This is a genomic window from Alteromonas genovensis (genome assembly GCF_010500895.1).
In the GTDB taxonomy this organism is placed as follows: Bacteria; Pseudomonadota; Gammaproteobacteria; order Enterobacterales; family Alteromonadaceae; genus Alteromonas; species Alteromonas genovensis.
This window is the reverse complement of record NZ_JAAAWO010000001.1, coordinates 448560-475079: the sequence shown is the minus strand read 5'-3', so window position 1 is coordinate 475079 and position 26520 is coordinate 448560. Positions and strand designations below refer to the sequence as shown.

21 protein-coding genes are annotated in these 26520 nt (G+C 40.9%); 6 read left to right on the top strand and 15 right to left on the bottom strand.

What is annotated here, in order from left to right; translation table 11 throughout:
- Positions 1 to 5: 5 nt before the first annotated feature.
- Positions 6 to 1952, top strand: coding sequence for an SGNH hydrolase domain-containing protein (locus tag GTQ48_RS17860; protein WP_163104892.1), 1947 nt, complete (start codon positions 6 to 8; stop codon positions 1950 to 1952).
- A gap of 171 nt (positions 1953 to 2123) precedes the next feature.
- Here the strand turns inward: GTQ48_RS17860 and GTQ48_RS01930 are convergent, their stop codons facing one another.
- The 12 genes from GTQ48_RS01930 to GTQ48_RS01875 all read right to left on the bottom strand — a co-directional run bounded on the left by GTQ48_RS01930 (position 2124) and on the right by GTQ48_RS01875 (position 17320).
- Entirely contained in the window at positions 2124 to 3026 is a 903-nt protein-coding gene (locus tag GTQ48_RS01930) for a polysaccharide pyruvyl transferase family protein (RefSeq protein WP_163104890.1), read from the bottom strand.
- Between the two features lie 70 nt (positions 3027 to 3096).
- Positions 3097 to 4017 (bottom strand): polysaccharide pyruvyl transferase family protein, encoded by a 921-nt coding sequence (locus tag GTQ48_RS01925; RefSeq protein ID WP_163104888.1) that lies wholly within the window; start codon positions 4015 to 4017, stop codon positions 3097 to 3099.
- Positions 3986 to 5437 (bottom strand): oligosaccharide flippase family protein, encoded by a 1452-nt coding sequence (locus tag GTQ48_RS01920; RefSeq protein WP_163104886.1) that lies wholly within the window; start codon positions 5435 to 5437, stop codon positions 3986 to 3988. The genes GTQ48_RS01925 and GTQ48_RS01920 overlap by 32 nt, the downstream gene beginning before the upstream one ends.
- Positions 5437 to 6345, bottom strand: a complete 909-nt coding sequence (locus GTQ48_RS01915; protein WP_163104884.1) for a glycosyltransferase — start codon at positions 6343 to 6345, stop codon at positions 5437 to 5439. The genes GTQ48_RS01920 and GTQ48_RS01915 overlap by 1 nt, the downstream gene beginning before the upstream one ends.
- Positions 6345 to 7391, bottom strand: coding sequence for a glycosyltransferase family 2 protein (locus GTQ48_RS01910; protein WP_163104882.1), 1047 nt, complete (start codon positions 7389 to 7391; stop codon positions 6345 to 6347). Before GTQ48_RS01910 ends, GTQ48_RS01915 begins: the two co-directional genes overlap by 1 nt.
- A 149-nt stretch (positions 7392 to 7540) precedes the next feature.
- A complete protein-coding gene (locus GTQ48_RS01905; RefSeq protein WP_163104880.1) occupies positions 7541 to 8488 on the bottom strand; it encodes a hypothetical protein in 948 nt (315 codons plus the stop codon).
- 17 nt (positions 8489 to 8505) lie between these two features.
- Positions 8506 to 9708, bottom strand: a complete 1203-nt coding sequence (locus GTQ48_RS01900; RefSeq protein ID WP_163104879.1) for an AGE family epimerase/isomerase — start codon at positions 9706 to 9708, stop codon at positions 8506 to 8508.
- On the bottom strand, positions 9709 to 11196 hold the full coding sequence (locus GTQ48_RS01895) for an oligosaccharide flippase family protein (RefSeq protein ID WP_163104877.1): 1488 nt from the start codon (positions 11194 to 11196) through the stop codon (positions 9709 to 9711).
- Positions 11197 to 11198: 2 nt separating this feature from the next.
- Positions 11199 to 13490: a hypothetical protein gene (locus GTQ48_RS01890; protein WP_163104875.1), complete on the bottom strand. Its 2292-nt coding sequence runs from the start codon at positions 13488 to 13490 to the stop codon at positions 11199 to 11201.
- Positions 13491 to 13530: 40 nt separating this feature from the next.
- Positions 13531 to 15003 carry an exosortase A gene (gene xrtA, locus GTQ48_RS01885; protein WP_163104873.1) on the bottom strand — a complete coding sequence of 491 codons (1473 nt, stop codon included), beginning with the start codon at positions 15001 to 15003 and terminating at the stop codon, positions 13531 to 13533.
- 61 nt (positions 15004 to 15064) lie between these two features.
- Complete coding sequence (locus tag GTQ48_RS01880) at positions 15065 to 15904, bottom strand: XrtA system polysaccharide deacetylase (RefSeq protein WP_163104865.1); 840 nt, start codon at positions 15902 to 15904, stop codon at positions 15065 to 15067.
- 3 nt (positions 15905 to 15907) lie between these two features.
- A complete protein-coding gene (locus GTQ48_RS01875; RefSeq protein WP_163104863.1) occupies positions 15908 to 17320 on the bottom strand; it encodes a TIGR03013 family XrtA/PEP-CTERM system glycosyltransferase in 1413 nt (470 codons plus the stop codon).
- Positions 17321 to 17470: 150 nt separating this feature from the next.
- Here GTQ48_RS01875 and GTQ48_RS01870 point away from each other — a divergent pair, with 150 nt between their 5' ends.
- Genes GTQ48_RS01870 through GTQ48_RS01855 form a run of 4 tightly spaced genes read left to right on the top strand, consistent with a single transcriptional unit; the run spans position 17471 to position 22322 of the window.
- Complete coding sequence (locus tag GTQ48_RS01870) at positions 17471 to 18103, top strand: XrtA/PEP-CTERM system exopolysaccharide export protein (RefSeq protein WP_163104861.1); 633 nt, start codon at positions 17471 to 17473, stop codon at positions 18101 to 18103.
- Positions 18104 to 18152: 49 nt separating this feature from the next.
- On the top strand, positions 18153 to 19721 hold the full coding sequence (locus GTQ48_RS01865) for an XrtA system polysaccharide chain length determinant (RefSeq protein ID WP_163104859.1): 1569 nt from the start codon (positions 18153 to 18155) through the stop codon (positions 19719 to 19721).
- Positions 19721 to 20671: an XrtA-associated tyrosine autokinase gene (locus GTQ48_RS01860; RefSeq protein ID WP_163104857.1), complete on the top strand. Its 951-nt coding sequence runs from the start codon at positions 19721 to 19723 to the stop codon at positions 20669 to 20671. Before GTQ48_RS01865 ends, GTQ48_RS01860 begins: the two co-directional genes overlap by 1 nt.
- A complete protein-coding gene (locus GTQ48_RS01855) occupies positions 20625 to 22322 on the top strand; it encodes a TIGR03016 family PEP-CTERM system-associated outer membrane protein (RefSeq protein ID WP_239059949.1) in 1698 nt (565 codons plus the stop codon). Before GTQ48_RS01860 ends, GTQ48_RS01855 begins: the two co-directional genes overlap by 47 nt.
- A 175-nt stretch (positions 22323 to 22497) precedes the next feature.
- Here the strand turns inward: GTQ48_RS01855 and GTQ48_RS01850 are convergent, their stop codons facing one another.
- Complete coding sequence (locus GTQ48_RS01850) at positions 22498 to 23565, bottom strand: XrtA/PEP-CTERM system-associated ATPase (RefSeq protein WP_163104855.1); 1068 nt, start codon at positions 23563 to 23565, stop codon at positions 22498 to 22500.
- Positions 23566 to 23728: 163 nt separating this feature from the next.
- Complete coding sequence (gene hldE, locus GTQ48_RS01845) at positions 23729 to 25159, bottom strand: bifunctional D-glycero-beta-D-manno-heptose-7-phosphate kinase/D-glycero-beta-D-manno-heptose 1-phosphate adenylyltransferase HldE (protein ID WP_163104853.1); 1431 nt, start codon at positions 25157 to 25159, stop codon at positions 23729 to 23731.
- Between hldE and GTQ48_RS01840 the strand changes: the two genes are divergently transcribed.
- Positions 25158 to 25592 carry a GIY-YIG nuclease family protein gene (locus tag GTQ48_RS01840; RefSeq protein WP_420837581.1) on the top strand — a complete coding sequence of 145 codons (435 nt, stop codon included), beginning with the start codon at positions 25158 to 25160 and terminating at the stop codon, positions 25590 to 25592. The two genes, hldE and GTQ48_RS01840, sit on opposite strands and share 2 nt — an antisense overlap.
- Here GTQ48_RS01840 and GTQ48_RS01835 read toward each other — a convergent pair.
- Complete coding sequence (locus GTQ48_RS01835; protein ID WP_163104851.1) at positions 25581 to 26486, bottom strand: DUF350 domain-containing protein; 906 nt, start codon at positions 26484 to 26486, stop codon at positions 25581 to 25583. The genes GTQ48_RS01840 and GTQ48_RS01835 overlap by 12 nt on opposite strands.
- Between the last annotated feature and the right edge of the window lie 34 nt (positions 26487 to 26520).

The following is a 26520-nucleotide window of genomic DNA, read 5'->3' as shown; positions in this document are numbered from 1 at the left end:
ATAATGTGCGCAACGATATTCAATTTTTGAGAGGTATTGCCGTTCTCTACGTAGTTTTTTATCACAGCGGATTAGACTTTTTACCGCAAGGCTTTCTCGGCGTAGATATTTTTTTCGTTCTATCAGGTTTTTTAATCACTAAATTAATTCTAGAGCAAATAGAGCAGAATAAATTTAGCTTCTTAAACTTTTATCAACGACGTGTGAATCGACTCCTTCCTGCTTTATATGTAACACTTATATTAACATCGCTACTAAGTATACTTTTTCTTACCGCTTCACAGCTACAAGACTTTTCCTATCAATTGATAGGTGCAGTAACATTTAGTGCAAATATGGTGCTTCCCTCGCAGACTGGTTACTTTGATGCAGCAGCAGAAGGAAAACCACTTCTCCATATATGGTCCTTATCTCTCGAAGAACAATACTATTTTTTGTTGCCTCTAGTATTATTTTTAACTCCCAAAGGGCTTCGAGTCGCAGCATTAATATCTGTTTTTATGGCCAGTATTTACATGTGTTTTTCATGGTCTAATGCTACTGACCAAAACGTACCCTTTCTTTGGCGTTTTAGCGATGTCAGCAAATATGAGTGGTCATTTTATATGTTGCCAACAAGAGCTTGGGAGCTTCTAGCAGGTTCAGTCACTGCATGGTTGTATTTAAATAAACGAATTGCAGTCACTCCGCGTACTAAGATTGCTTGCCTTTCTATAATACTGACCTTAGGTTATCTACAAATAACGCAATCCCACCCAAGCATAGAAGCACTAATCATTGCATGCTGTACGGCTGTTATTCTATTAGGCGATGATCTATGGCTCTCGCAAAACTTTATTAATAGAATGGTAATTAAGGTTGGTGACTGGTCATACTCTATTTATCTAATTCATTGGCCTTTATTTGCATTCTCCTATTTAGCTTACGTTGGGCAAACACCACTCCTTGTGAGTTGCTTAATCATAATTTTTTCGATTTTTTTGGGTCAATTTCAATACAAATATGTTGAAACACCTTTTCGTCACAAAGGTGCTCCGTTACAGCTATCGAGCTTACGGAACTTCGTTTTCGCTACCGTCCTTGTTTTAACTATTCCTATCATTATTACCTTACTACCAATAAACGAAAATTTTGATAATAGAGTCATGGCCCAAAAGGAATTGAATTATGGGTTTTCGCAAGAGTGCCAAGATGCAATAGATGACAGATTAAATATGAATATTAAGTGTACTAATAGTGAATCGTTCGACACTGTTATTTGGGGAGATAGTTACGCCATGCATTTGGTGCCTGGGCTCAGCATAAAAAACAACATTGCCCAAATAACGAAAAGTATGTGCGGTCCATTTTTAAATATAGCTATTGTCAACTCGAATTATAGTGAACAATGGGCTAAAGATTGTATTCATTTCAATACATTAGCTTTCGATTTTATTAGAAAAAACGACAATATCAGAAACGTAGTTCTAAGTTCCTCAATCGAGTTTTACTTACAGAACGATATACTAGCGAATGATGGTAGAATTATAACTGGTAGCTCAGTACTCGTTGACTCATATAAATTTATGATAAATGAACTAAATAAAGCTGGGAAATCTATTGTGTTCGTATCCCCCCCCCCTAGAGACGGCAGAAACATTGGAGAGTGTTTAGAGAGAGAGTATGGGCCTGCTCTATTACTACTAGGCGACTGTACTATTAGTTTTGAAACTTACCAAAAGCACCAGAACGGTGTAACAACCATCTTAAAAGAACTGGAGAGCGTTAGTGCCGTTTTTGATGTCTCAACGCTATTTTGTGAAAAAGGGAGGTGTATCACTTCAAAGAATGAAACGGGGCTGTATAGAGACAACGGGCACCTGACGATTGAAGGTTCAAAATTGATATTGGGAGACTTAAAGATAGAGGATTTATACAGCATGCAAAAAAGAGCGGGCGCTCAACAAGAGTAATCATGCGAAATTTTAAGGCCTTCGTAGCCAAAACTTTAACTACGCCATAATTTGCATAAATATGGCGTAAAAAACATAAATCTCAACCCAGAGCAAATAGTAAATACATTTCGATTACATGCTTTATTCAAAATAATTTAAATAGATGTAACTTAAGAACTCAATCACAAACTACAATAGGTCATAGCATTCTGGTTTTATGCCATCAGCGATAAATTTATTACAAATAGTAGAAAGCTTTTCACCTAGTAGTTTTGCTTTATCCGCCTCTCTGTTATTCAGCTCTAATATGCTCGATGGATTTTCTAAAAATTCGTCATAGCTCATATGATTAGTCAGCGAAATAAGACCTTTATAACGAGCATCATTGTAATGCGGCACAAGGAAAACTACTGGAGTCCCAATGGCAGTACAAGGTAAAGCACAATGCAGCCTTTGTGTTATGACAAGACTGGCACCTTTGTAGGTATCCAAAAGCTTTTGTGCTCGTTTAAAACCGATATTTCGGGCTAATGTGGTACCCAACTTATTGTCGACCTTTTGAAGCAATAGTAGAGTCTTATCGTAGTATTGCTTTACAGTTAATTGATTATCTACCAGTTTGCTCGGCATCTTTGAAACTAGACGCTCAGGGATATCCATGAATACAGTAGAATTATGTTTGTTCGGTATATCGTGAGTTTGTAAGGTAAGCGTTAAGCAGCCAGAAAAGTATGCGTCCACACCTCGACTCTGCAAAAACTCTTTAGTTTCAAAATCACGACAACCGATAGGTCCATGGCGCTGAAGAAACTCCAACGTCTCCTTTTTTTCAAAAACCGGACGCGCTTGGGGCGTAATGTGGAATGATATAAACAACGGAGAAATAAACTCATTTGAAGGTAGCCACATATCGTTGTTATGTGTATACCAACCGTTAGCAATAAGCCTCGCAGGCTCCTTAACGTTACTTGAATCCCAATTATCTCTATCGACGAAGTAGTCTATTGTCGGAAGAAATCGCTTGGCTGCGATGCTTTGTATTTCATCGCCCAAGTTATCAGAGTTAGAATATTCGTATAAGCAGTATTTCATCAAATCATTCCTAGAGTATCTAGAGCATATGTTCGTAAATTTTTGTTTGAATAAGTCGAAATATTATACTTTAGCACTGAGGAAAACCTCTCAACCTTCTAAAGAGCGCATTAAGTTTCCAACTATTGTTTAACTTTTTCGGAATTAACCTAGCGACCCCCTTTGGTTCAACAATCTCAATTGCTTCAGACGCGTCTATCCATTTGACCCCGCGAGCCTCAAGGTTATACTGCCAAATACTTTTATTTTTATGGTAACTATTATCAAATAACGTAGTCGGCTTCCCAAGAATAGAGCCAACGATTGAAGAATGCGTTCTATTGGTTACTATCTCTATTGCGTGTAGATGAATTCTTACCCAGTGTGCGAAACTCTTTGCTATTTCAGGCGGGTCTACGAGTAAAAATTGCGGAGTCGGCGAAAACGTTATACCGCTATCTTCCTTATCACTTCTGTAACCGTAGAGAGAGTAATTGTATTTTTCTTCTCCAGCAAGCGCTTGTAATGCACCTTTAGTCGCATGGAATGCTGTATCATTGTCTAACAATACTTCAGCGCTTCCCTTCAAACAATTTAAGTTGTTAAATATTGAATAAGTTATTAGCTCTCTCGCGAACAACGTAAATTTGCGATTTTCGTTGATGATTTCGCCAAATTTCTCTTCTAAAAAATCAACATCCTGAGAACATGTACAAGGTCCATAGATCACATCTACCGCATCTGAGTTTATCGCATGCCTCAGAGCTCTAAACCCCGCATCTGTTGACCAAGAGTTAAACGCACCACCACCATGAATATAAACCACCTCATTAGGTTTAGGGGCGTAATCGAAAAACTCATTAATCTTATATGTTTCATAATTGAGGTTAATTTTCTTAGCCAAGCATTCAAGCCCAAAGTATATTAGATGATCGCCCCAATTCCCCCCAGGTTGAACAAATATATGCTTTTTATCTTTGTTATCTAGAAAAATATTTTCTAAAGTTTTCACGTAAATACATCCTTTCAATTACTTTGTCTATTTCAAGATAAACATCTAATTTCATTACCTTCGAGAAGAAAAACCAAATCAGAAGAGAAATGAATGGTAGAAAAGCCAATGTCAACGTTACCTCATTTCTATCGTATAAAAGTAGAGGGCTAACGGATAAACCACAAACAAACGCCACCCTTGCAAGCTTTTTTGCTAACAAAGTGACATCTAGCTTTAATGAGCGATTTAGTATGAACAGATATGTGAACAATCTAATCGTTTGAACAGACAGCGATACTGCCATGACTATGTAAACTAAGTCTAAGTCAATACACGCAATTAAAATTGCTATTTTCACGATCATCATCAACAAGTTCGCGTAAAAAACTTCACTGGCTTTGCCAACTCCGACGAGGATCTCATTTGCATATTGAGTAATAGTCATCAAAATTTTGGCTAAACAAATCCAGACCAGTAAATCTGAAACGAGCAACCATTGTGCACCGTATAACAGGTTTATTATTGGTTCTGAAAAATATGCTAGCGTTATCAAACAAGGCCAAGCAATTGATGCTTGAATACAAGTCAACTTTATATATGTGGGAACTATTGCCTCTCCCGAATTTGCTTTGGTTGCAAAAACTGGGGCTATCAACAAATTCACAGGGTTCGACACCAATCGATCAAACAACGCTACAGTGGAAGAGCCTCTAGAATACAAACCGACGCTCTCCATTCCAACAAGTTTCCCTAACAACCAGTCCTGAGAGCTATTCCCAATATGGTTTACAATTCCAGTAAGTCCAACTATTGATGAAAAAGAGAAGATATCTTTGCTTCCCCTCACTCTCAAACGTTTGGGGTTATCGTCGTATCGGAAAAAAAATGTGATAAGAACAGAAGTAAGTGATACTGCTATTAGCCCTAGCGGCAGTGAGAATACCCCCCAGCCGAAATAAGCAAGGCTAAGCGTAACGAGAGAACCCACTAAATTGCTAGTTACATCTATAATGGATAGTTCTTTCATACGTAATTCTCGCCTTAAACGAGACTTAGTAATCGCACCAAACGGAATAAGCACGAGGTTAAGCGATAATAATTGCAATACTGCAGTCAAACGCTCTTCGTTATAAAAGTTGCCAATTGGGACTGCCATAAAAAATTGCAGCCCCGCAACAAACGAACTCGTTACTATCAAAAGAAAAAGCGCACACTCGAGCTTTTGAGTTGTGAGCTCTTTCTCTTTTATTATGTAATTACTCACCCCAAAATTTCTGATTAATTCGGCTATTACTGCAAATACCATTGCGACAGAGTAGAGTCCAAAGTCTGAAGGCTCTAATAATCGAGCAACGACCATTGATGTCAAAAGTTGGAATACTATTACTGCATAACCACCAAGGTAAGAAAATTTTAATGCTGACCGAAATGACGCCACTACTTCAAAGTCCTGTTTTTAATAGCGTCAATAGCACCTTTGGCCCACGCCCGAGAAACGCCATATTTAAGGGCAAGCCGCTTTGAAAACAACAAAAAAGCCTGCTCTTTAATAGAGCTTAAGTAAAATATTTTAGAAAGCCACACAGGAACAGACTTATGAGTTGCCAACTCTGTACTTCCAGCAGTAACACCAGCACGGTATCTACGATTACATACCCACTCATAAGTTAGAGATTCTGTTGGAACAGGGTGCAGCACCGTAGCTTCTGACACTTTCCACCCTTTGAAGCCTTTAGCAAGCAAATAGCTCTGAAGGCGTGTCTCCTCTCCAATACCGCCTGAGTCAGCAGTAGCCGATTCTCCATCGTATACTTGACCGTTTTCCTTAATAAGGAATTCAATAGCTTTTCGAGAAATGGCGTGATTGCCACCTAAAAACTCTGGCTTATTCGTTTCCGAATCTTCATCAAAAAACAACCCCTTTACTGACGTAGGGCAGTAATCAAGCAACCACTCCTGAGGGCTGCTTTCGAATACAGGCTCTATCTGGCCACCATAAAAATACATTTGCCCGCGTTTAGAGAATGCCTCGTAATACTGGCTGAGAAAAGATTTATTGAAACTTAGATCGTTATCAAGAAGTAAAATGAACTTAGCCTCGCTAGAATGAACACCTATATTTCTCGCATTGGTTAGACCTGCGGTTTCTGTATGAATGTAAACGATGTTTAAGCTAGGGTATAAATTGCCAACATTTGAGGCGTTTGCTTCTTGTCCGTTTTCAACAATTATAATCTTCCCAAAACCAATCGGCTTATCAGCGATTTGGAAACAGTCCAAAATATTCAATAGCTGCGTTAATTCACCATAGTGAGGTATTACTGCATCTACCGTAACATCTAGCATCACTTATCTTCCCTAATAAAATTGATTATTTTTGATGAGATTAACTTGATGCAAGTCGCAAGCAGCGTTTTATAGTACAGAATATTTTGAGGATAATTGTTTATCGCGACACAAATGGCACTTATGCTTGCCTGGTAATCACCTAAAGACTGCTCAGCCATGGAAAGCTCCCACGCATGAACTTCACTAATACGCTTCTTTGCTGCTTTTTTTTGTTTTAAATTCACTGCTTCTTTTTCAATTAATCTATATCCCCTAATCATTGTTATCGCGCTTTTCTTTAATTTTTCAGCTGGGGTATTAGCTGATACAGTAGATATATTATCGTCATGAACATGATAAATAAGATGAGTATTGTCTAGATACGCAAACTTAAACCCTCGAATGGCAGTCTTCATGCAAAAGAAACGGTCGTAAGCAGTTCTAAAACTGTCGTCAAACAAATGAATGTCGAACACAGACCTTCTGATTATTGAACATTGCATGCTACCGGGAAGTGTGTGCTCTATCATCGTTTCAGGAAGCCTCTGGTCTGTAATAACCTTAATTTGTCCCTCAGCCACGAGCCTACTTTCAGATTGAAGTGAAATGACAGGGTGCTCATTACCATGTTTGTCGACGAAGTTTGACTCTTGCAATACATTTCGACTTTCGTGCTCTATTATTTCTATGCTCGCAAAAATCCAGTCAACGTCTTTGCTCGACTCCATAGCATCAAAAAATTGCTTTAAATGATAAACTGGCCACTCATCGTCGCTATCAAAAAGGACTATATATTTACCTTTTGCGTGTTTTAAACCGTTGTTACGTGCTTTATAGGGCCCGCCATTTTCCTGATATACATAGTGATAATTCAGAGCAGATTCTCGAAAATATTTTTCTATCCACGCACGAGTGCCATCGTTGCTTCCATCATCAATAAGAATGACCTCAAAATCTTTAAATGTTTGAGACTCCAAAGTTCTAAGAAGTTGAGGAAGAAAAGCCTCTCGGTTGTAAAGTGGAACGATTACCGATACCGGTAGACTTAAATTTTCCGAGTTCATGGTGCTCCAATACGCAAACTTGCTCCGGTAACTATATTTACGGGAATTAGACTAACAATTAACAAAAATTGAGTTCAGTATTTTCTTCTTTAGGTTGCTATAAACAACTTATTAAAAGCCTCGAGCCTTTACCGATTAGATAGCCAGTGTTACTTTTTTGAAAGCGACTTCAGTAAGGTCTTAGCGTAGGTCAAATATACATTATATTTGAACCGGTTACTTCCTATAAAATGGATTACGGATACCTCGTCGCTAAAACTCGAGTCCTCTATTAACGGTTTAAATTCTGGAAAACAAAAATTCTGATATTTAGGCCAAGGAAGAACCATAAGCTCTTCACACAACGCAATCATTGTATTGCATGCAAACTGCTCTGTTCCCCATTCAAGCCAACGCTTACCTAATATCGACTCCATTTCTTGGGAAAACTTAGATAGCTTACCTGTAAGCTCGGCGCCTTTCGGAAAGCCGGTAAATGCTGCGCATCCTCTTACATAACGGTTTAACTCTATCGACTTAATTTTTGCGAGTTGCCTTTCAGATTCAAACTGAATATTGTGACTACCAGATTTTGACGCATATTCTACTATTTCATCTATGCCAACTGGCTGCGGCCAATCCGGCGATGATGAAATGAAAGCACGATTGCTAGTTATGCAATCGTTAATTTCGTGAATATCATTTATTACCAAGATATCTGTATCAACTTGAATGACGTAATAGTCATTTGTGAGCTCTTGAATTCTCAGTAAGCGCTCCCAACATCCGCCCGACGGACAGCCATGTCGAGCTATATTCCTTATTTTTGTGATCGTTAGGCCAGGAAACACATTGAGTAAAATTTGATGGTGCTGTTTCGTTAAACTACCATCGTCAATAACCTCAAGGTTGACAGAACACTCTAATTTTTCCACTAGGGAGTGCATAGCAGCAATACCCATATAGATAGCTTTTGCGTATAACTGAGTCATTACCGTAACTTCTGCCCCGGCATCTGATTCGATAGGTTCTAAATGTAAATACCCTTTCAGCACACTATTTAAACGAGACTCCTGAACCTTCCTGGATACCTTTTCTTTAAAATCATTTAAATTCATCAACTTAATTACCTATATTAATAATACTCAATTAGCTCTTCACTATACATTCCCACTGGATGGTATCCCACAGGTCTTCTTTTACCTTCTCGACTACTTAAGAACCACCCTCCGATTTTATAATCGAGAAATCTATTTACTATGAAACTGTAACTGCTAGACAAAAGATACTTACTCTGAGTCGTATCAAATTTACGCTTGATAAAGTAAAGGTTCAGCTTCATAAATTCTGCTTGCGCCCACCAAACAGGCTGCTTTTCAACCAAATTTCTGCTATAGTCAGCTCTTCCTCCAAGGCTGCCTTCCGAGTCATTCCAGCCAACCATTAATGCATATTCAACTAGTGAATTTGCTATGGTCCTATATCTAGTATCAAGCCCTTTATCCACCGCAGTATGAAGCAAGTACGCCCACTCTATTTGATGGCCTAACTCAACGTAACCACCGTCACTAATTGCGAGTGGCTGGTTTACGTTTTCGTAATATTCTGCTATGTAGCTTTCTTCTTGTATTAACGAAGTGGAGACAAAGCTCGCAATTGTCTCAATATCCTGCCAAACAGTGCCACTTTTGGTAACGTCATGTAATGCTAGAAGTGCCTCAAACAAATGCATTAATGCGTTTGTAGACCATGTTCCGCTATTAATAATATTTTCAGCACTGCTACTCTCTTTGCTTCTGGCAATCAAAAAGCCAGTCGCTAAATCACTTAACATCCACGTTGCCAAGGCCTTGTCTAAATACCGTTTTTCTTTTGAAGCGTCATACGCATGTGCCATGGCAAAAAGTGCAAATGCAGTTTCATACTCCTTCGACTGGCTGCGCAGTGAAGTATTACTCCTATTAACACTAGCAAACCAGTTTGACGTCGACTCGTCATACATGTGGTCTATCATAAGGTCAGCGCTTTTAATCATTGCAGTGAGGTAACGATTATCGTTTGTGGCCTCAAAGCCTTTTGCGAAAATATACACTTGTCTTGCTTGCTGATATAAGGCAATAGAGTCGTTAGGCACCACCTTCCAATCTGCGTCAAACAATTGTACAGCATAATTGTTATTAGCCATTGCCCAGTCTAGTCGTGGGGTAATGATCTGCATCATTTGCGACTTGGCCAACGATGCGCTAAGTATACTGCCCTCAGTTTCTGCTAGTGCATCATCGTTATGGCCGAATAGCAAAAATAAGAATACCCAAGGAATAATCACTGTTATTTTCATCTAAAACTTCCGTGTTAATGAGGTTGGTAAATACTGAGAAACTAGCTGTTTTAGCCTGACTATATGGTAGTGCTTCGATTTTGTCAGGAATAGTAAGAACAGAGCTGTATATATTGCAGAGAATACAGCTAGAGATGCACCAGTTTGTAAGACATAACTAACTGATACAGAAACCCTAGAAAATTCGTTAAAGCCAGTCAGCCAAACCGTACCAAGCGCAAGCCCTGTAAGGGCTATAACGATGGCAACAAGCTTTAAAAGAGCTTTCAGCAAGTTCCAATGCCTGATAAATACCCATATCAACAAAACACAAGCGGTGAACAGGCCAGATAGCGCACGATACCAGGCAAGCTCTAATAACGTTGCGCTGTAAAAAATCGCCATCAATAGCGTTAAGCCAACTACAGCTAACGACGCAACATCAAACAGAAATAAAAACTGCACTTTATCAAGGGCAATTAAAGCAGCATCGAGTACTTGAACAATGCACCAATAAAAAAATAAAATTGACAACACTGGCAGTAATTGCGCTGCCAGGTGCCATTTCTCACCCAAAAGTACATATACAATAGGTTTCGAATACAGCATCAAAACAGCTACAATAGGAAGACTAATAGAAACAACAACTAACAATGCAAACGCAACGTTGTTTAACAATTCACGTTTGTTTGCCCTATCATTTTTTAACACGGCGAGTAATGGCTCAATAGCGGGGCTGAGTAAATAATGTGCGGGCATCATGGCAAGGTCGCGCGCCATGTGGTAATTACCCAGCATTGAAGCGTTGAATACTTTTGCAACTACCAATGTGTCTATTTGAGAACGTGCATAGCCTAATAGGTGCTTACCAAGCATCCATTGAGAAAAGCGCCACTGTTTTCCAACACACCTTAACGTTAAGCGTGGCATCCCCTTCAGCATGAAAAACGAAAGCAGCAAACCAAACATAGCAACCATCACATCGGTTATAAGGAATGCCCAGTAATTGCCCAGTAAAATAGCTAATGTTATTAATACAGGAAGCGCAAAAACCCGCTCAAGAAAAGATAGCCAAAATAGAGGTTTAAAGCGAAGTTGCCGTTTAAGTAGCATTATTTTATGCGACTTAAGCGCTTGAAGTGGCAGAATAGTCGCGCTAAACATTATCGCACTGCTTAGCTGAGGTTTATCAAAGAATAAAGAAACACTACCTGCACTTATAACAAGTCCTATTGCTATCAACACTTTTAGTACTAAGTTCAATGTCCAAGCAGTATGTAAATCGTAGAATGCTACCCTTCCCTTTTGAATAATGTATTGTTCACCAGCAGCGTGCGAGAGAATATCAAAAAAATATAATGCCATACTTACTATAGCAATAAAGCCAAAGTCTTCCGGCGTTAAAATACGCGCAACAATCACAGTACTTATAAGGCCAAGAGTCTTACCCAGTAACTTGGCTGCAACGGAGAAAAAAGCACTATTAATGAGCTTATTGGCATTCAGCATGGCTAAATCTGTCGAGGTGGACTTTTATGAGACGGAAGTAACGCACCAAAGAGTAAAAAGAAAAACCACATGTTGGTACGTGATGAATCTAAAGGGTCTCCAAATAAGCCAAAAGCAAACTGCCCGGCTAAAAATGCACTAAATATGGCTGCGGGTAAACTAAGCAACTGGTTTTTCGAGTTAAACGCGATAGCAGCCGACACAATCAAAGCACCTATCAATAATGCCCCTATAACGCCAAACTGGTACGCAAAACTCAAATATAAATTTTTAATGTGCCAAACTAAATGCTCAAAGTCATAATAAAAAAACCAGAAGTCGCCCCCATCATCGAACGAATTATTCTTAAGAAGTTGTTCGCCATCTGCATTAACTAGCGAAATAGACTCAATTGTTATCGGAACATTACCCGCTGTTGTTTTTATTGTAAGTGCGCCAGGTAAGCCAAAAAAGGTGTCCTTGGTAGCGGTGAGCCCCATTAAATAGGTCTTGCTCTCATCAGCGCCAGTTGAAGGTAGCGTACGCCTAATTATGTTTCCGCAGCCGTGGGCCCAAAACTCAAAAATGATCATATTGCGCCTACACAGCGCTACTGCTACCTGAACATCTTCATTTGTTGAATAAGTCATTTCAAACAAATACGCGCCATTTGAATCAATAGGTGTTCTTTGCGTAAGCATCAGGTCTGAACCTGGTATAACCGTTAACACAGCGGTTTGCGGGTTTATCTCAAAAGTACCAATTCTGTCTAATTCGCCTTTACCCGAGAGCGCATAGTTGGTTGGCATAGTGCCTAAACCATGCCCTAGCGCTATATCGGCGGCACTCCATCTACCGCTTTCGACAATACCCTGCCAATGCTCCATTCGCGTATTAAAATCACTAGCACTGGTTTCGGCTCGAATGTTTATTCGGGCACCGGAAAAGGCTGCTGCCATTAACACACCAAACAACACCAGTGTAATCGTTTCGGTAACTAAGCGCGGTAATTCAAATATGCCGCGGCGTTTTATGACAAAAAGCGTCGTGAACGCAATAAGCGGCAGGCTAGTCGCAATATAAAGTGCCGATGTAGACACCGTACTAACATCAACCCACTGGCTATTATTGAAACTATCAACATTAATGTAAAAAAAGCCAATATAACCAATAATCATTCCAATAAGTTTCATGACTAAGTTAATGCTGCGTACTTGGCTTAGCGCAATGGTTATTGTGTACAACAAACCTGCTGACAGCTCGGCATAATAGCCTGTGTATTGGTGTAGTGCGTAAACCGAATATACTAACAACAAATAAGCCAATAGATTTCCAACAACTAAACTAAACGACATATTGGAATATACTGGCTTTCCTATGTTTTCTACATTAGGTGCAGAGGTGCTGCGCCATCTTTCAAAAAAGTACAATGTGCTACATACAGCCATTGAAATAAAGCTTGCTGCGTACGTTGCGCGGGTGAACCCCATTAATACGCAATACATAACTGCAACAACCGCTGCAATCGCGATAAACCGAACTGCATTATGTTTAAAGAAGAAACAAGCGCCGAACACAAGGGGCAGTAACGTAAGGTAAAGGCCATCAATACTCTCACCACCGGTATGCATACCACTTATAATACCTGTCGTTCTATAAGCGGAGCTTAGGTTGAAAAAAGTATTTACCTTAGTATAAACATCTGCGCCTGAGAATAATGTTCCAAGTACCTGTTTTTCCCACATCACAATTGTAAATGACGCAAACGCCGCAAACATACTAGCCTGCAAAAGATGCTTCAGTGCTCTTGTGCTATCACTTCGTTTTTGTTGATTAAACGCCCACACCAATACTAATGCCCATACAAAGCCCTTAAATATAACGAAGCCGTTTAACGGCGACACATAGAAATTAACAGCGAGCGGCTGGAATATGTTAAACCACGAAGAGTCAAATGATGTTAATAAACATAATACAACTAGCAATACGCTAAGAAGCAAGTGGCGCGATACTTCGTATTCATTTCGGTATTTAATGAAAAAATAAGCCCCAGTGATTGCAACAAATATATCTAGTTCGTCTACCAAATATCGCCCTGTCCACGGAGCTAAATTTACTGCAAAAGTGGCAAATAAAAGCACGTAAAGCCACGTGAAATTGAAGTATCGCAACGCTGCGACATAAGCTGAAGCCGCAAGCAATAAAAGAATGTGGTAAGAAGGAAAAGTAAATAAGCCCACACATGCGAACAAAGCCAAAAGCGCTGCAAAAAATAGTGGCAGCAAACCACGAGAGGATGAGATGGCATTATTCATTCGGTCGCTGACTCCGTGCGATTAAAAGGTTAATAAAGTATTAATGCTGTAATTGCTCAAAAGTTTGACCAAGCACCTTAAGGTCGTCGTCTTCAGACATCGCTACCCACAATCTTCCGCCGGTATTTTTGCCCGCTAGAACGTTCACTGTTTGACGGAGCTTTGCCTGTATAACATTCGTGAACACTTTGCCTTCTATCTCGTACCACTTTACTATACTTAGCGTTTTGCCACTTAAAGAAACCACGTCGTAAACAACAAAATTGTATTGGTCTATGTTCAGGGTACGCGTGCCCCGCAAAGAAAAACGTTCGGGGTCGAATACTCTATGCAAATCACTCACTAACTCGTTGTCTTGCTCACTGAACCAAGCTGTATGAACTTTTACCCTACAATTTGTGCCTTCTATGAAAGCCCCTTCTTCTATATCTGGGTTTTGAATTAAAGGGCTCCAAACACTTTTATTGCATTTATCCATTTTTACATCACTGAGTACAGGCGAAGGAACTGATAACTGGGTAGTGCCTAGCTTTGATATATTCGCCACCCATAATATTGCGGCGAAACATGCAATTACCGCAGCAAAAACAACAGAACGTTTCACGCCAGCGGCGGGAGCAAGCAATGCTAAATTAGGCTTATGCGTTAATTGCTGCCTCATCAACTCACCAATGCCCAACAAACAAATAATGACAAACGCGAAAAAGAACCAGCCATAAATTAAGTGGTCGGCGCCGGCAGCATGCTCCATGTCTGTCCAGTAGGCAATAAGTATGATGCCGTAAACTCGGATAACATTAGCCATAATTGGGAATAGCAACGATATTGCCACAAAAATAGCTCGGCGCATTACCGATACCAAATTTAAATAGGCATACAAACTTCCAATAACAAAACTTGCAATAAAAAAGCTTACCCCTGAACAAGCTTCGGCCACAAGAAAACGCCCCTGCGGTATTTCGATATACAAACCGCTGCGAAATAGTGGTATTCCCGACAGTCTTAGCAGCGCAACCGAGCCATCGGCTGCTATTTCTTGTAAATAGGGAATTAATTGTTCGCCTACAGGCACACTAAAAAGCATAAAAAATAGCGGAAACAAAATGACCTTAGCGGCCGCGGTGCCTATCATTAGCCAAATAAGTGCAGGCAACAAGGTGAAAGTGGCTGCATGCATAAAAAGCTGAACGTCGCCAGCCACACCTACCACGTACAAAAGAATAGCCGGTAGAATAACGATGAACGCAAGCGGCGTGGTTAGGATAGGTGTAGAAAGTAATTCTTGGCGCTTTAGATATATAAGGTATAGCGAGCCAGGTACAATGAAAAAGCCGTGATTGAAAATTTCATTGCCGTACCACACGCTTACAGCAGTGGTTAAACCCTGCCAAGTCAGCACTACCCATAAGCCAAATATTAATAAAAAAGAGAGATAAAATGTCTTGTTAGCGCCAAACGAAAGGCTGTTATTATGTTCAGGTTCGTTCGGCGTCTGAGCAGCTACATCATCCATTGTCTCATTGCCCTCTTCTTATTCTTGTTGGCTTATAGGTCGAATAAATCAATTTTGGTCGTTATTCGATATTGTAAGCGGCTTGCATAGTAGTCCAGTTAAAATCTTTTAGTAGCTGCTCTACCTTGCCTTCCATTTTTGAAAGGTTGATATAATGGCGTACTTTAGACTTCCAAGGTGCAGTGCCAAACTTAGGCTGCTGTGCGTCTATTTCCCAAGGGTGAAAATAAAAACTATACGGCGCAGTTTCGGTTTTCATAAACTCACTAATTCGGCGCTTAGATAGCCAATAAGGGTACAGCCTAAAATAACCGCCGCCACCAATACCAACGTTATTGCCTTTTTTTCGTACCGTGGGAATAGGAATTTCGATAAGGCCGTTTTCTCGCTGGTATTTAAACCGTGGCCATTCGGGTACGCCATACAAATCGTGTTTGATGGGGTAAGTACTCGATGAGTATACAAACCCTAATTCTTTTAGAATATCGTAAGCCCATGTGTTCGAGTCGTTAATTGAAAAGCTCGGGGCACGGTAACCTTTAAGCGCTACCTCACCAATATCTTCAAGAATGTCTTTACTTTGCTTTATATCGTCAAAGAGTTGTGTTTTGGTCATTGTAGTAGCACGTTGGTGCTCTAACCCATGGCTAGCCAATTCATGGCCTTCGTTTACTATACGCTTTATTACGTCGGGACAACGTTTTGCTACCCAACCCAACGTAAAGAAAGTACTTTTAACGTTGTTTTCTGCAAACAAGTCGAGCAAACGATGCGTATTATCACCAACCCTTAAGCTAATACTGTTCCAGTCTTTTTTATCTATCACGCCTTCAAAGGCCGATACCTGAAAATAGTCTTCAACATCCACTGTCATCGCATTTAAACGATTATCTAATTTCATTTTTTAACGACCCTTTCCAAACAAGACAATTTCAACGGTTCTAATCAGGATCAGAATATCAAGAAGTAAACTTTGATGCTTAACGTAGTAAAGGTCAAACTTGAGTTTCTCCATAGAGTCTTCAACGCTTGCGCCGTATGGATAATTGAGCTGCGCCCAACCCGCCAAGCCAGGCTTCACGTTATGGCGTTGATTGTAATAAGGGACTTCACGCACTAATTGCTCTACAAACTGTGGGCGCTCTGGACGGGGGCCAATAAAAGACATTTCGCCCTTAAACACATTGAGAAGCTGGGGCAGCTCGTCTACGCGATATTTACGGATAAAATTTCCGATGCGCGTTACCCGAGTGTCATTTTTGCTGGCCCATTTAGCACCATCTTTTTCCGCGTCTGGGCGCATACTGCGAAATTTTATAATATTGAAAAGCTTACCGTTTAGACCAACGCGCTCTTGCTTATAAAATACTGATACGCCTGTTCTGCGCCCATCGTCCAAGTAAATTACCAATGCAGTAAACAACATTATGGGCCACACAAAGAAAAATATTACGAAAGCGATTAAAGCGTTGAATGTGTAATCGAGTGAATCTCGCAGGTAGTTTTGGGTTTGAAAGCCGTTTGAATAGATAACCCAGCTTGGATACATAAGATTAACCACTATTTGGCCAGTCTCACGCTCCATAAAATCAAGCAGCTCGGTCACCTCTATACCACGCAACCTGCACTCGAATAACACCTCAACGGGTAAAGTGCCACGTCGCTGATCGCAGGCTATCACTATCTCTTCAATTTCATTATCTGATATAAACTGCTGAAAGCTTTCATCTATTTTGAGGTGTATTAGCTTTTCTTTTCGTATACCTTCTTCGCGGTTATCTCCAGGAATTGGAACAAACCCGACGAGTTCGAAGCCAATTCTGTCTACGTCTCTGCGCATTCGCTTTTCGATAATTGACGCTCGCTCGCCTGCACCTAAAACTAAAATTCTTGCCTTTCCCAGCCCAAGAAGGCCCAAGCGGTTAGTAAAATAGCGAAATATAACTAGCGTAATTATAATGGCGCTGACGGCTGCAGGCAGAAAATAGGAATCCATGAGAAGGTTATCGAAAAATGCACGGCTTAATACTTCAACCAAGAAGTAACTCAACCCTACACTTACGAATATTCTGCGTATAATACCGCGGAAAGTTTCTCGCAACTTAGCTTCGTACAATCCAACTGAAAGTGAGCAAAGCAGTATAGCAACAGTTAACATGCCAACATTAACTATAAGCTTCTCAATGGAGACGGGCGATGACATTTCCATTTGCGTAAGAATAAAATGAGAAATATACCCCATGTAAGAAATAAGCAACGCTTCAGATAACACTAAAATGTTTGAACGTTTACTTTGATTACGTTTATTACTTGCCACCCCTGGCCTCCAAAAAAACTACATCACTTCGTCTATCATAAAGGGATTTATTGCAATAGACTAGAATTGTTATTGGCATTATAGTGACGTTTCCCGTAGGGTAAACGTGAAAAGCACAAAATAACCATAATGAGTGTAGGAAGATCTCTTATGTTCCGTTCTAAAAAGCTATCTAAATGTTATATCTCTCTTGTTTTACTTGGCTTATATGGCTGTAGCAATACAGGGGTTCTGCCTGAAGCTACTACAAGAGCATCACTAACCACAGACGTCAATGCATACCAATATTTAATTGGGCCAGGCGATTCGCTTACCATTTTTGTTTGGCGGAACCCAGAGGTATCTGGGCAGTTTATTGTTAGGCCAGATGGTAAAGTAACCACTTCTCTTGTCGAAGATATTGATGTAGCGGGTAAAACGCCAACAATGCTAGCTCGACAAATTGAAGAGCAACTTAGCAAATATATTAATAACCCCAGAGTGACGGTAAGTGTAAACAACTTTACTGGGCCATTGAGTGAACAAGTCCGCGTTATTGGTGAAGCTACGAACCCCAGTGCAGTGAGTTACACAGAGCACATGACACTTCTAGATTTAATGATTGCCGTGGGCGGTTTAACAGAGTTTGCAAACGGCAACAATGCTAAATTAGTACGTGTGGTTAACGGTAACCAACGCACCTACGAAATTAATATCGACGATTTGATAAGAGATGGGGATATTTCTGAAAACGTAGATATGTTACCGGGCGATATCGTTATAATACCAGAAGCTTGGTTTTAAACTTTAATCAAAAGCCAATGTATAAGTAGTTAACGGAACAAAACACAATATGCAGGATTTACAACAAACGCTTACCCAAATTCTCGATTATGTGAAAGGAGTTTGGATAAAAAAGCGTTACGTAATTATATTTTCATGGCTGATATGTCCTATCGGCTTTTTTTATGTCGCCTCATTACCCGACACATACCAATCTAAAGCGCAGGTTTTTGTTGATACTCGCTCGGTATTGCAACCTCTTCTTCGAGGTTTGGCGATACAAACTAACCCGGATCAAGAAATTCAAATGATGGCAAAAACATTACTGAGTAGAAGTAATGTGGAAAAAATTGCTCGCGAAAGTGACTTAGATATTACTACTTCTACAGAGACTGAATTTGAAAACTTAGTCACATCATTATCCAAGAATATTAACCTATCATCTACAGGTAGGAGTAACATCTACAATATATCGTTCTCTAATGAAAAACCGCTGATAGCACAGCGTGTTGTACAAGAAACTCTTGATTTGTTTGTTGAAGGCTCTTTAGGCAATAGTAGAAGAGATACGGACACGGCGGGGCGATTTTTAGACGAACAAATTGCAGAATACGAATCAAGGCTAGCAGAAGCAGAGCAGCGCTTGGCCAACTTTAAACGCCAATATAATGACATCTTACCGTTATCTGGTACCTACTACTCCAGACTTCAAGGGTTAAATGGCGAACTTGAAGCGACTCAATTACAAATTAAGCAGACTCAGCAGCAAGCAGCATCACTTAACGAGCAAATAAGCGGCGCAAAGCGCACCGATAACTTTGGGGTTACCAACCAAGAAGAGCCTGCCCTACGCACTCGCTATGACGAGCGAATTAGAGGTTTAGAAGAAGAATTAGACAGACTTACTTTGCGTTTTACCGATCTACACCCTGATGTTGTAGAAACCAAAGCATTGTTAGAAAGCTTAGAAAAAGCTCGTGCTCAAGAGATAGATGCCTTTTTAAATCAGTCTGATGAAAATGGTAGCCAACCACTCACCGAGCTAAACAGAGAGATTAAACTTGAAGCTAGTCGCCTTCAAAGCCAAATAGCGTCTCTTCGCGTGAAAGAAACTGATTTACAAAGCAAGATTGTAGAGTTAGAGAGCAAGGTAGACTTAATACCGCAAATAGAGGCTGAGTCTACAGCGCTAAACCGAGACTACAGCGTCACTCAGCAGAAATATCAAGAGTTACTATCGCGTAAAGAATCTGCAGATCTTTCAAGGCGTGCTGATGTTTCATCAGAAGACCTTCAATTTCGAATTATTGAACCACCATTGCTACCTAAGCGCCCCTCAGGCCCAAATCGCTTAATATTCTATACAGCGGTGCTTGTAATTGGCTTTGGCGCCGGTATTGCAGTTGCGTTCTTAGTAAGTCAGCTAAACCCCATACTGATAAGGCCTAAGCAATTGCTAACAGTGTCAGATTTCCCGATTTGGGGAACTGTTACTCACTTAAATATTGAGCAAATAAAGAAAAAGAACAGAACGCGATTAATTGTTTTCTTAATGTCTAGCGGTGCAATTTTAGCCATGTACAGTATTTTAATGGCGGCAGAAATTATGAACATTGATTTATTTGGAGGGCTTATTTAATGAAAAACACCATAGAAAAAGCACTTCAAAAACAAAAACAGACCAAAGCCGCTGAGCTTGAGAAAGAGAAGAACGCTGAGGAAGTTAACGTTGCGCAAGAACTTCCTGCAGAAGCCCAAAGTGTACTTACTGGCAACGTAGACATTACTGTTGAAGAGAAAGCAGCAAGTACTGAAACAATCGTAACAACAGAGAGGAAAACGCCTGAGCAGTACGGCTTCACAATTGACTTTGAACGTTTGGATAAAAATGGTCATATATCGCTAAATGGCGAACGAAAGCAGATAAACGAAGAATACCGTGAAATAAAGCGCAAGCTGTTAGCGAACTCTTTTGGAGCTTTATCAAAAACATTGCACAACCCTAACATTATTATGGTAACCAGTAGCCGCCCTTCAGAAGGTAAAACCTTTACCGCTACCAACTTAGCCATGAGCATCGCTTCTGAGCAAGACAAGACGGTTCTACTAGTAGATGCCGATGTACTTAAGCCAAACGTACTTAGAACATTAGGCCTCGAGAACAGACAGGGGCTTATGGAGTATTTAAAAGGTGATGTAGAAGACATTGCTGACGTACTTTATCCTACTAACATTGATAAGCTTAAAATAATCCCAGCCGGTCGTTCGCACCACCTTTCTACTGAATTGCTTGCCAGTCAAAAAATGCACGATACCGTAGATGAATTTGCAAATCGCTACCCAGACCGAATTGTTATTTTTGATACTCCGCCACTGATTGGAATAAATGAAAGTGCTATTTTGGCAAACTTTGCCGGGCAAGCCGTAGTGGTTGTCGAAGAGGGCAAAGCCAAAATGTCAGACATTAAGTTGTCTGTCGAGCGACTTAATCCGGAAATGGCGATAGGATTTGTGGTTAATAAATCGGTACATAACGATACTGATGGAAGCGGATATTATGGATATTATTATGCCGAAAGAGATAAGTAATAGTCGACTAGTTTCATCATCAGTAAATATACTATTTTCAGTTTTTATTCTTGCTACGAACCTCGAAGCATTGGCCGGCATCAACGTCACTGCAAATGCTTCTGCTAATAGTGTTTTTCAAGACATAAATTCTGAAGAGAACGGTACTTTTTCGTTTACTACTCTTTCAGTCAATCCAAATGTAAATATCTCTTATCAGTCGCGAACACTTAATGGATTATGGCAAGGCAAGCTAACCCATTTAGAGCGTGATCGAAATGATGCGAGCCGAGAGGATACATATGGTGAATACAGTTATTCTGCAAACTGGAACCCTTTTGATGAACTTCTTGTTTTTCAGGTTTCAGGAGCACTTAATTACCAAAATGCACAAGCAGGTAACTTTTTAGTTTCGGATTTTTTAACTAACTCAGACGCTTTAGCAAAAACACGTTCAAATAGAATAGGCGTAACCAGTACAATATCCCAAGGTGACTGGATCCGTGGTACAGGGCAAGCCTCATATTCTGACGTAGCCTCTGAGCGCAACGCATTGAACAACGGGTTTGCCCTTAATAATGACAGCTATCAACTTTCAGGTACCCTAACGAACGGTGATGAGGCAAAGTATTTAATATGGAATCTCACCGGCAGTTTTCAAAGCACAGATAGAGCACAAGCTAATCAGGGTGCGTTTATCTCTCGCAATGCCTCAGGGTTTGTCGACATTCATTTTCTACCAAATTGGGCAGTGAGGGTCACTGGAACTCACGAGGGTAATCAGGTTTCAGCACGAAATGACACCTCAAACTTGGTCCGTGAATTTGACTCTTATGGTGTGGGTATTACCTATCGCCAAAGCACAAACCGTTTCATATCGTTAACAGCTAACACAACAAATTCAGACTTAGAAGATGACGACAACGAAACCTTTGTAGGATTAGACGCCCAGTGGGCTTTGAGCACCCGAACACAGATTTCAGCAACTTACGGTAGACGTTTCTTTGGCGAAACAGCTTCTGCAAACATTAGTTATAATTCAAAATATTTTCGCACTGCTTTTGGATATTCTGAGGATGTAACAAACGTTTCTCGACTGCTGGCAAACCCAGAAAATCTAGGTGTGTTCGTTTGTCCTGCTAATTCCTTGACTATTGCTAGTTGTTTTCAGCCTAATAGTTTGAGCTACATACCTAATGCAGATGAACAATTTGTTCAATTAACAACGCAAAACCTCGAATTCAACGACAACGTCATTATTCGAAAAAGCAGCAATTTTCAAATAGGATATAATTTCTCAAGAGTTACTATCGGCATGTCACTGCGTTACTCAGAGGATGACGCTTTGGATCAAGACAGATTAACGCGTACCTACTCGTTAGGCTCAACGTTAGTCTATCGCCTTGGTAGCTATACAAATATTAACGCAAGCGTAAATTATGCCGATATCGCACAGCGGTCTGAAACTATCGAGGGGGGAAACAGTGAAAACTGGAATGCTTCACTTGGGCTAGAAAGAGCATTCGGTAGAGCATTAGCTGCAACCTTAGATTTAAATTACATCGATAGAAGCGGTGACCTAATTAACGGCGGAGGTGGGGGAAACGGAGCCTTTGGCGCAAATTACACTGATAGACGCTTAACACTTGGCATAACCTATACTTTCGATTGATTCGTTTTATTTCTACAAATACGACAGTAAGAAGCCACACGAAAACATTGTTTTGTTTGGAGAGGGCAAAGTTACATTGCCCTTTTCTTTAATCTACAAACCTTTATCGTTTAAACAGCTTTAAATTAATATATGGCAGTTTTAAAAAAATGTATTGTAATACACTAATTGTGCATCACTCCACTTTACTGTCATCACTCTTCAGCCTTACATAAGTCTTAAACTTCTTCTTCATCAACTTATCTACGTATTGAGTCATTTTAACTTTTTGCGATATGGCAGCATCTAGAGCATCTACCAGCTCAGCCAACATATCAAGGTAATACTTTGTATCGCGAATAACGTTGCCCTCAGGCGTCATTATCGTTTTGCTTTCAGGGCTGTCGGCAAAGCCCATGTGCTCTGTAATCTCTGCGCCTGATTTATCAGGCTCGAACATTTCGGCTTTTACTTCTTCAATCACTTCATCGATAGATTCAGCGTTGAAGGTATCTAGTTCTTCTAAAAAACCGTAAAGCATGATTCTATCCATCAGGGTATTCACTTTACGGGGAATACCGCGAGTGAATAGATGGATTCGCTCAAATGCCTCATCAGAGAAAAGCTGTGCACCGTTCCATCCAGCATGATGTAATCGGTACTCAATATAGGCTCTACACTCTTCCAAGGTAAGAGGAGCCAAATGACACGATGCAACAATACGCTGTCTAAACTGCTCCATATTAGGGGCGCGCAATATAGGCTGCAGCTCTTCTTGCCCTAACAAAAAACTTTGAATAAGCGGCTTACCATTAAATTGAAAATTGCTCAGCATACGCAACTCTTCAATAGACTCTAATGGCAAATTTTGCGCCTCGTCGACTAACAGGAGCGCTCGACGTCCTGCTCGGTTTAACTCAAAAAGGAAAATTTCTAAGGCTTTTAAGATGTCTGCTTTGCTTCTGCCTTCAGTAGCAATATCAAACTTCGACGCCACCATTTTCACAAGTTCATCTGGCGACAGCTTTGGTGTCACAATTTGCGCAGCGGCGATATCATCTTCAAGCTCTTCGAGCAGGCTATTGGCAACTGTGGTCTTCCCAGTGCCTATGCCGCCGGTTATCACGATAAACCCTTCGGCTTGAGACAATCCATACTGTAGATATGACATTGCTCTTTTGTGCCACTTACTAGCGAAGAAAAAAGCAGGATCAGGCGTTAGCTGAAACGGTTTCGAGTTAAGTCCGTAATAACTTTCGTACATGAAAAATACCGTATGATGTTGCTGTTATCAAAGCGCAGAAAATAACGCGCATCTCTATTTATATTGGCTGTTTGTATTAGCTGTTTATCTTGCCTATTTGCAAAAGCTAGATATAACTGGCTGAAGCATAAGGTGGTGTATATTACACCACCTTTTACTTGCCCTAGCCCAACTTATTTTTTGTTATTCGTTCAATAATACCTGTTGTCGAAACGCCATCGGCGAAGCTGAGTACTTTCACTTCTCCACCGTTTTTTATAACGTCCGTACCACCCGCTATTTGCCCAACGCTGTAATCGCCACCTTTAACTAGTACATCGGGCAGCAATCGCGCAATAATACGCTGTGGCGTATCTTCACTAAAGGGCACAACCCAATCTACTGCACTTAATCCTGCTAGCACAGCCATTCTTCGACTTTCGTTATTTACCGGTCGGCCAGGCCCTTTAAGCTTGGTTACCGAACTGTCAGTATTCACCGCAACAATTAACCTATCTCCTAACTGAGACGCCTCTTCCAAATACGACACATGGCCGGCATGAAGGATGTCAAAACAACCGTTGGTCATTACTATGCGCTCACCTCGCTCTTTTGCCGCTTTTATCGCAATAGCGAGCTGATCTTCATTCATTACACCGCCATCTAGATGAACAGACTCTTCACCCAAGGCTAGTGCTAGCTCTGTGTTCGACACGGTAGAGGTACCTAGCTTACCTACCACCACGCTTGCGGCCAAGTTAGCCAATACACAAGATGCTTGAAGGGGAAGCTTACTCGCCATTCCCACTGCAATGGTAGAAACTACCGTATCCCCAGCACCAGTGACGTCGTACACTTCTTTGGCTTTAGCGGGCAAATGAAATTCTGTATTGTCACCCTCAAACAATGTCATACCATCTTCAGAACGGGTAACTAGCAGCGCGCCTATATTTAGATCTTCCTTTAGCTTACTTGCTTTTTCTACCAGCTCTTGTTCAGAACCTACTTCACCAACCACGCCCTGAAGCTCATCCATATTAGGCGTAATAAGCGATGCACCTGCGTATTTTTTGAAATCGCTTCCTTTGGGGTCTACAACCACCCGCTTACCTTTCGCTAGCGCTTTTTCAATTAATACAGCAGGGTTGCTTAAACATCCCTTTGCATAGTCGCTTAAAATAACAATATCGGCTATGTCTAGCGCATCATCAAAGGCCTGCTCTAACGCCGATTTGTCGGTATTAGCAAAACTTTTTTCAAAATCTAAACGCAGTAACTGCTGATTGCGGCTCATTACTCTTAGCTTAGTGATTGTATCGAAACCATCGACGGGGAAGAACTCACAGTTAATGTCGTGAGTGTGCAGACGTTCTCTTAAAATGTTGGCGTTTTCGTCATTGCCGCACATACCCAGTAACGTCACTTTTGCGCCTAACGTAGCTACATTTACCGCTACATTGGCGGCGCCGCCTGGGCGGTCTTCTGCACTATTTACGTTAACAACAGGTACGGGGGCTTCCGGAGATATGCGCCCGGTACCGCCACTCCAATACCGGTCTAACATGAGGTCGCCGACAATAAGCACGTTCGCTTTGGTAAAATCTGGTAATATCATGGCAAAACAACCCTTTCCGATCTTTAATTCTATTGGAACCAGTATAACAGCCATGTCGAGCAATACCCACAAGCGAGATAATCTCTCTGAAGCAAAGGCCGCCACTGCCTGGTACTTGTATTTGATAGAAAACAGATTGGGTCAGCTTTACACAGGTATTACTACCGATCCCAAAAGGCGTATAGCTCAACATAGGGGAGAAAAAGTGGGCGGAGCAAAAGCACTGAAAGGCAAAAGCCCCCTTACCTTTCGTGCTATTTTTCAACTATCAAATAAGTCGGAAGCTGCCGTGCTTGAGTGTAAGGTTAAAAAGCTAACACGAACGCAGAAAAACAGCATTATTCAGTCAGGGAAACTCGAATTGACGAATAAGGACGGCACACTCACATTTAATTGCATAAGGGCCGAACTAGTAGACTCACTACCCACCTAAAACCGCATTGATAATCATGGCATTACCAATACTCAACGTGAAACCTAATGCGGCCACACCGATGTTATGCTGCTGATCTACTTCTTGACGGAAGTTCATACCAAAAAGAATTATCTTCTTATTTGCCAGCACTAACAAATGCAAAGCGATAGTTAAGCCCACGCTCACCAATAACCATCCGGTCACGTTACTGACATAACCCGTAGGCTCGTAAATAAGTAAGTTCTTCGCTGCAGACACTATCATTGCAGTACCTAACAAGTTTCCTGCATGCTCTATAGCCAACGCTATTTGGCCACCTTCCAGCGCACCTTGAAAAGAGTCATTCTGATTGTCCTTGGCGTACCTAAATTCAAGTATACGGGTCATCACTAGCAGCATAGTCAACACTACCGCAAAACCCGTCACAATGGCGATAACCGCATTCATGTCGCTACCGTTCACCCACAGCATAATGTTGCGAAGCACAATGGCGCTTGCAACTAAGCTAGCCGCGTCCACTAGGGCAACACTTACACTGCGCTCTGCAATCATTTCAGGGGTGTCGACTTTGTTAAGCACGAGTTTGTCGTGAGCATAACGTCCAAACTTTACCAGTATTATGCCTACAAGACCGAAGGTTAGCATGGCAACTGCAGCATCTTTATAGCCCATACCCACATGCCGCCCTACAACCGAACTCAGCACAATACACAGCGACAACATGCCTCCGGCAATGCTTATACCAAAAGCGAAATTATCTTTTACACCAAGCTCATCGGTTACTGATGTTTTCCTAAACGCCCCCGTTAACCACTTCATCACCATTAAAAGCGCGAGTGCAATGCCCACGTCCATGGCGAGGTAAATCAATAATTCTTCGGTAAGGGGTACTAGTTTTACTAAAGCTTCCACGCTATCTTTGCTCCTTGCACTTTACCGACTAAAT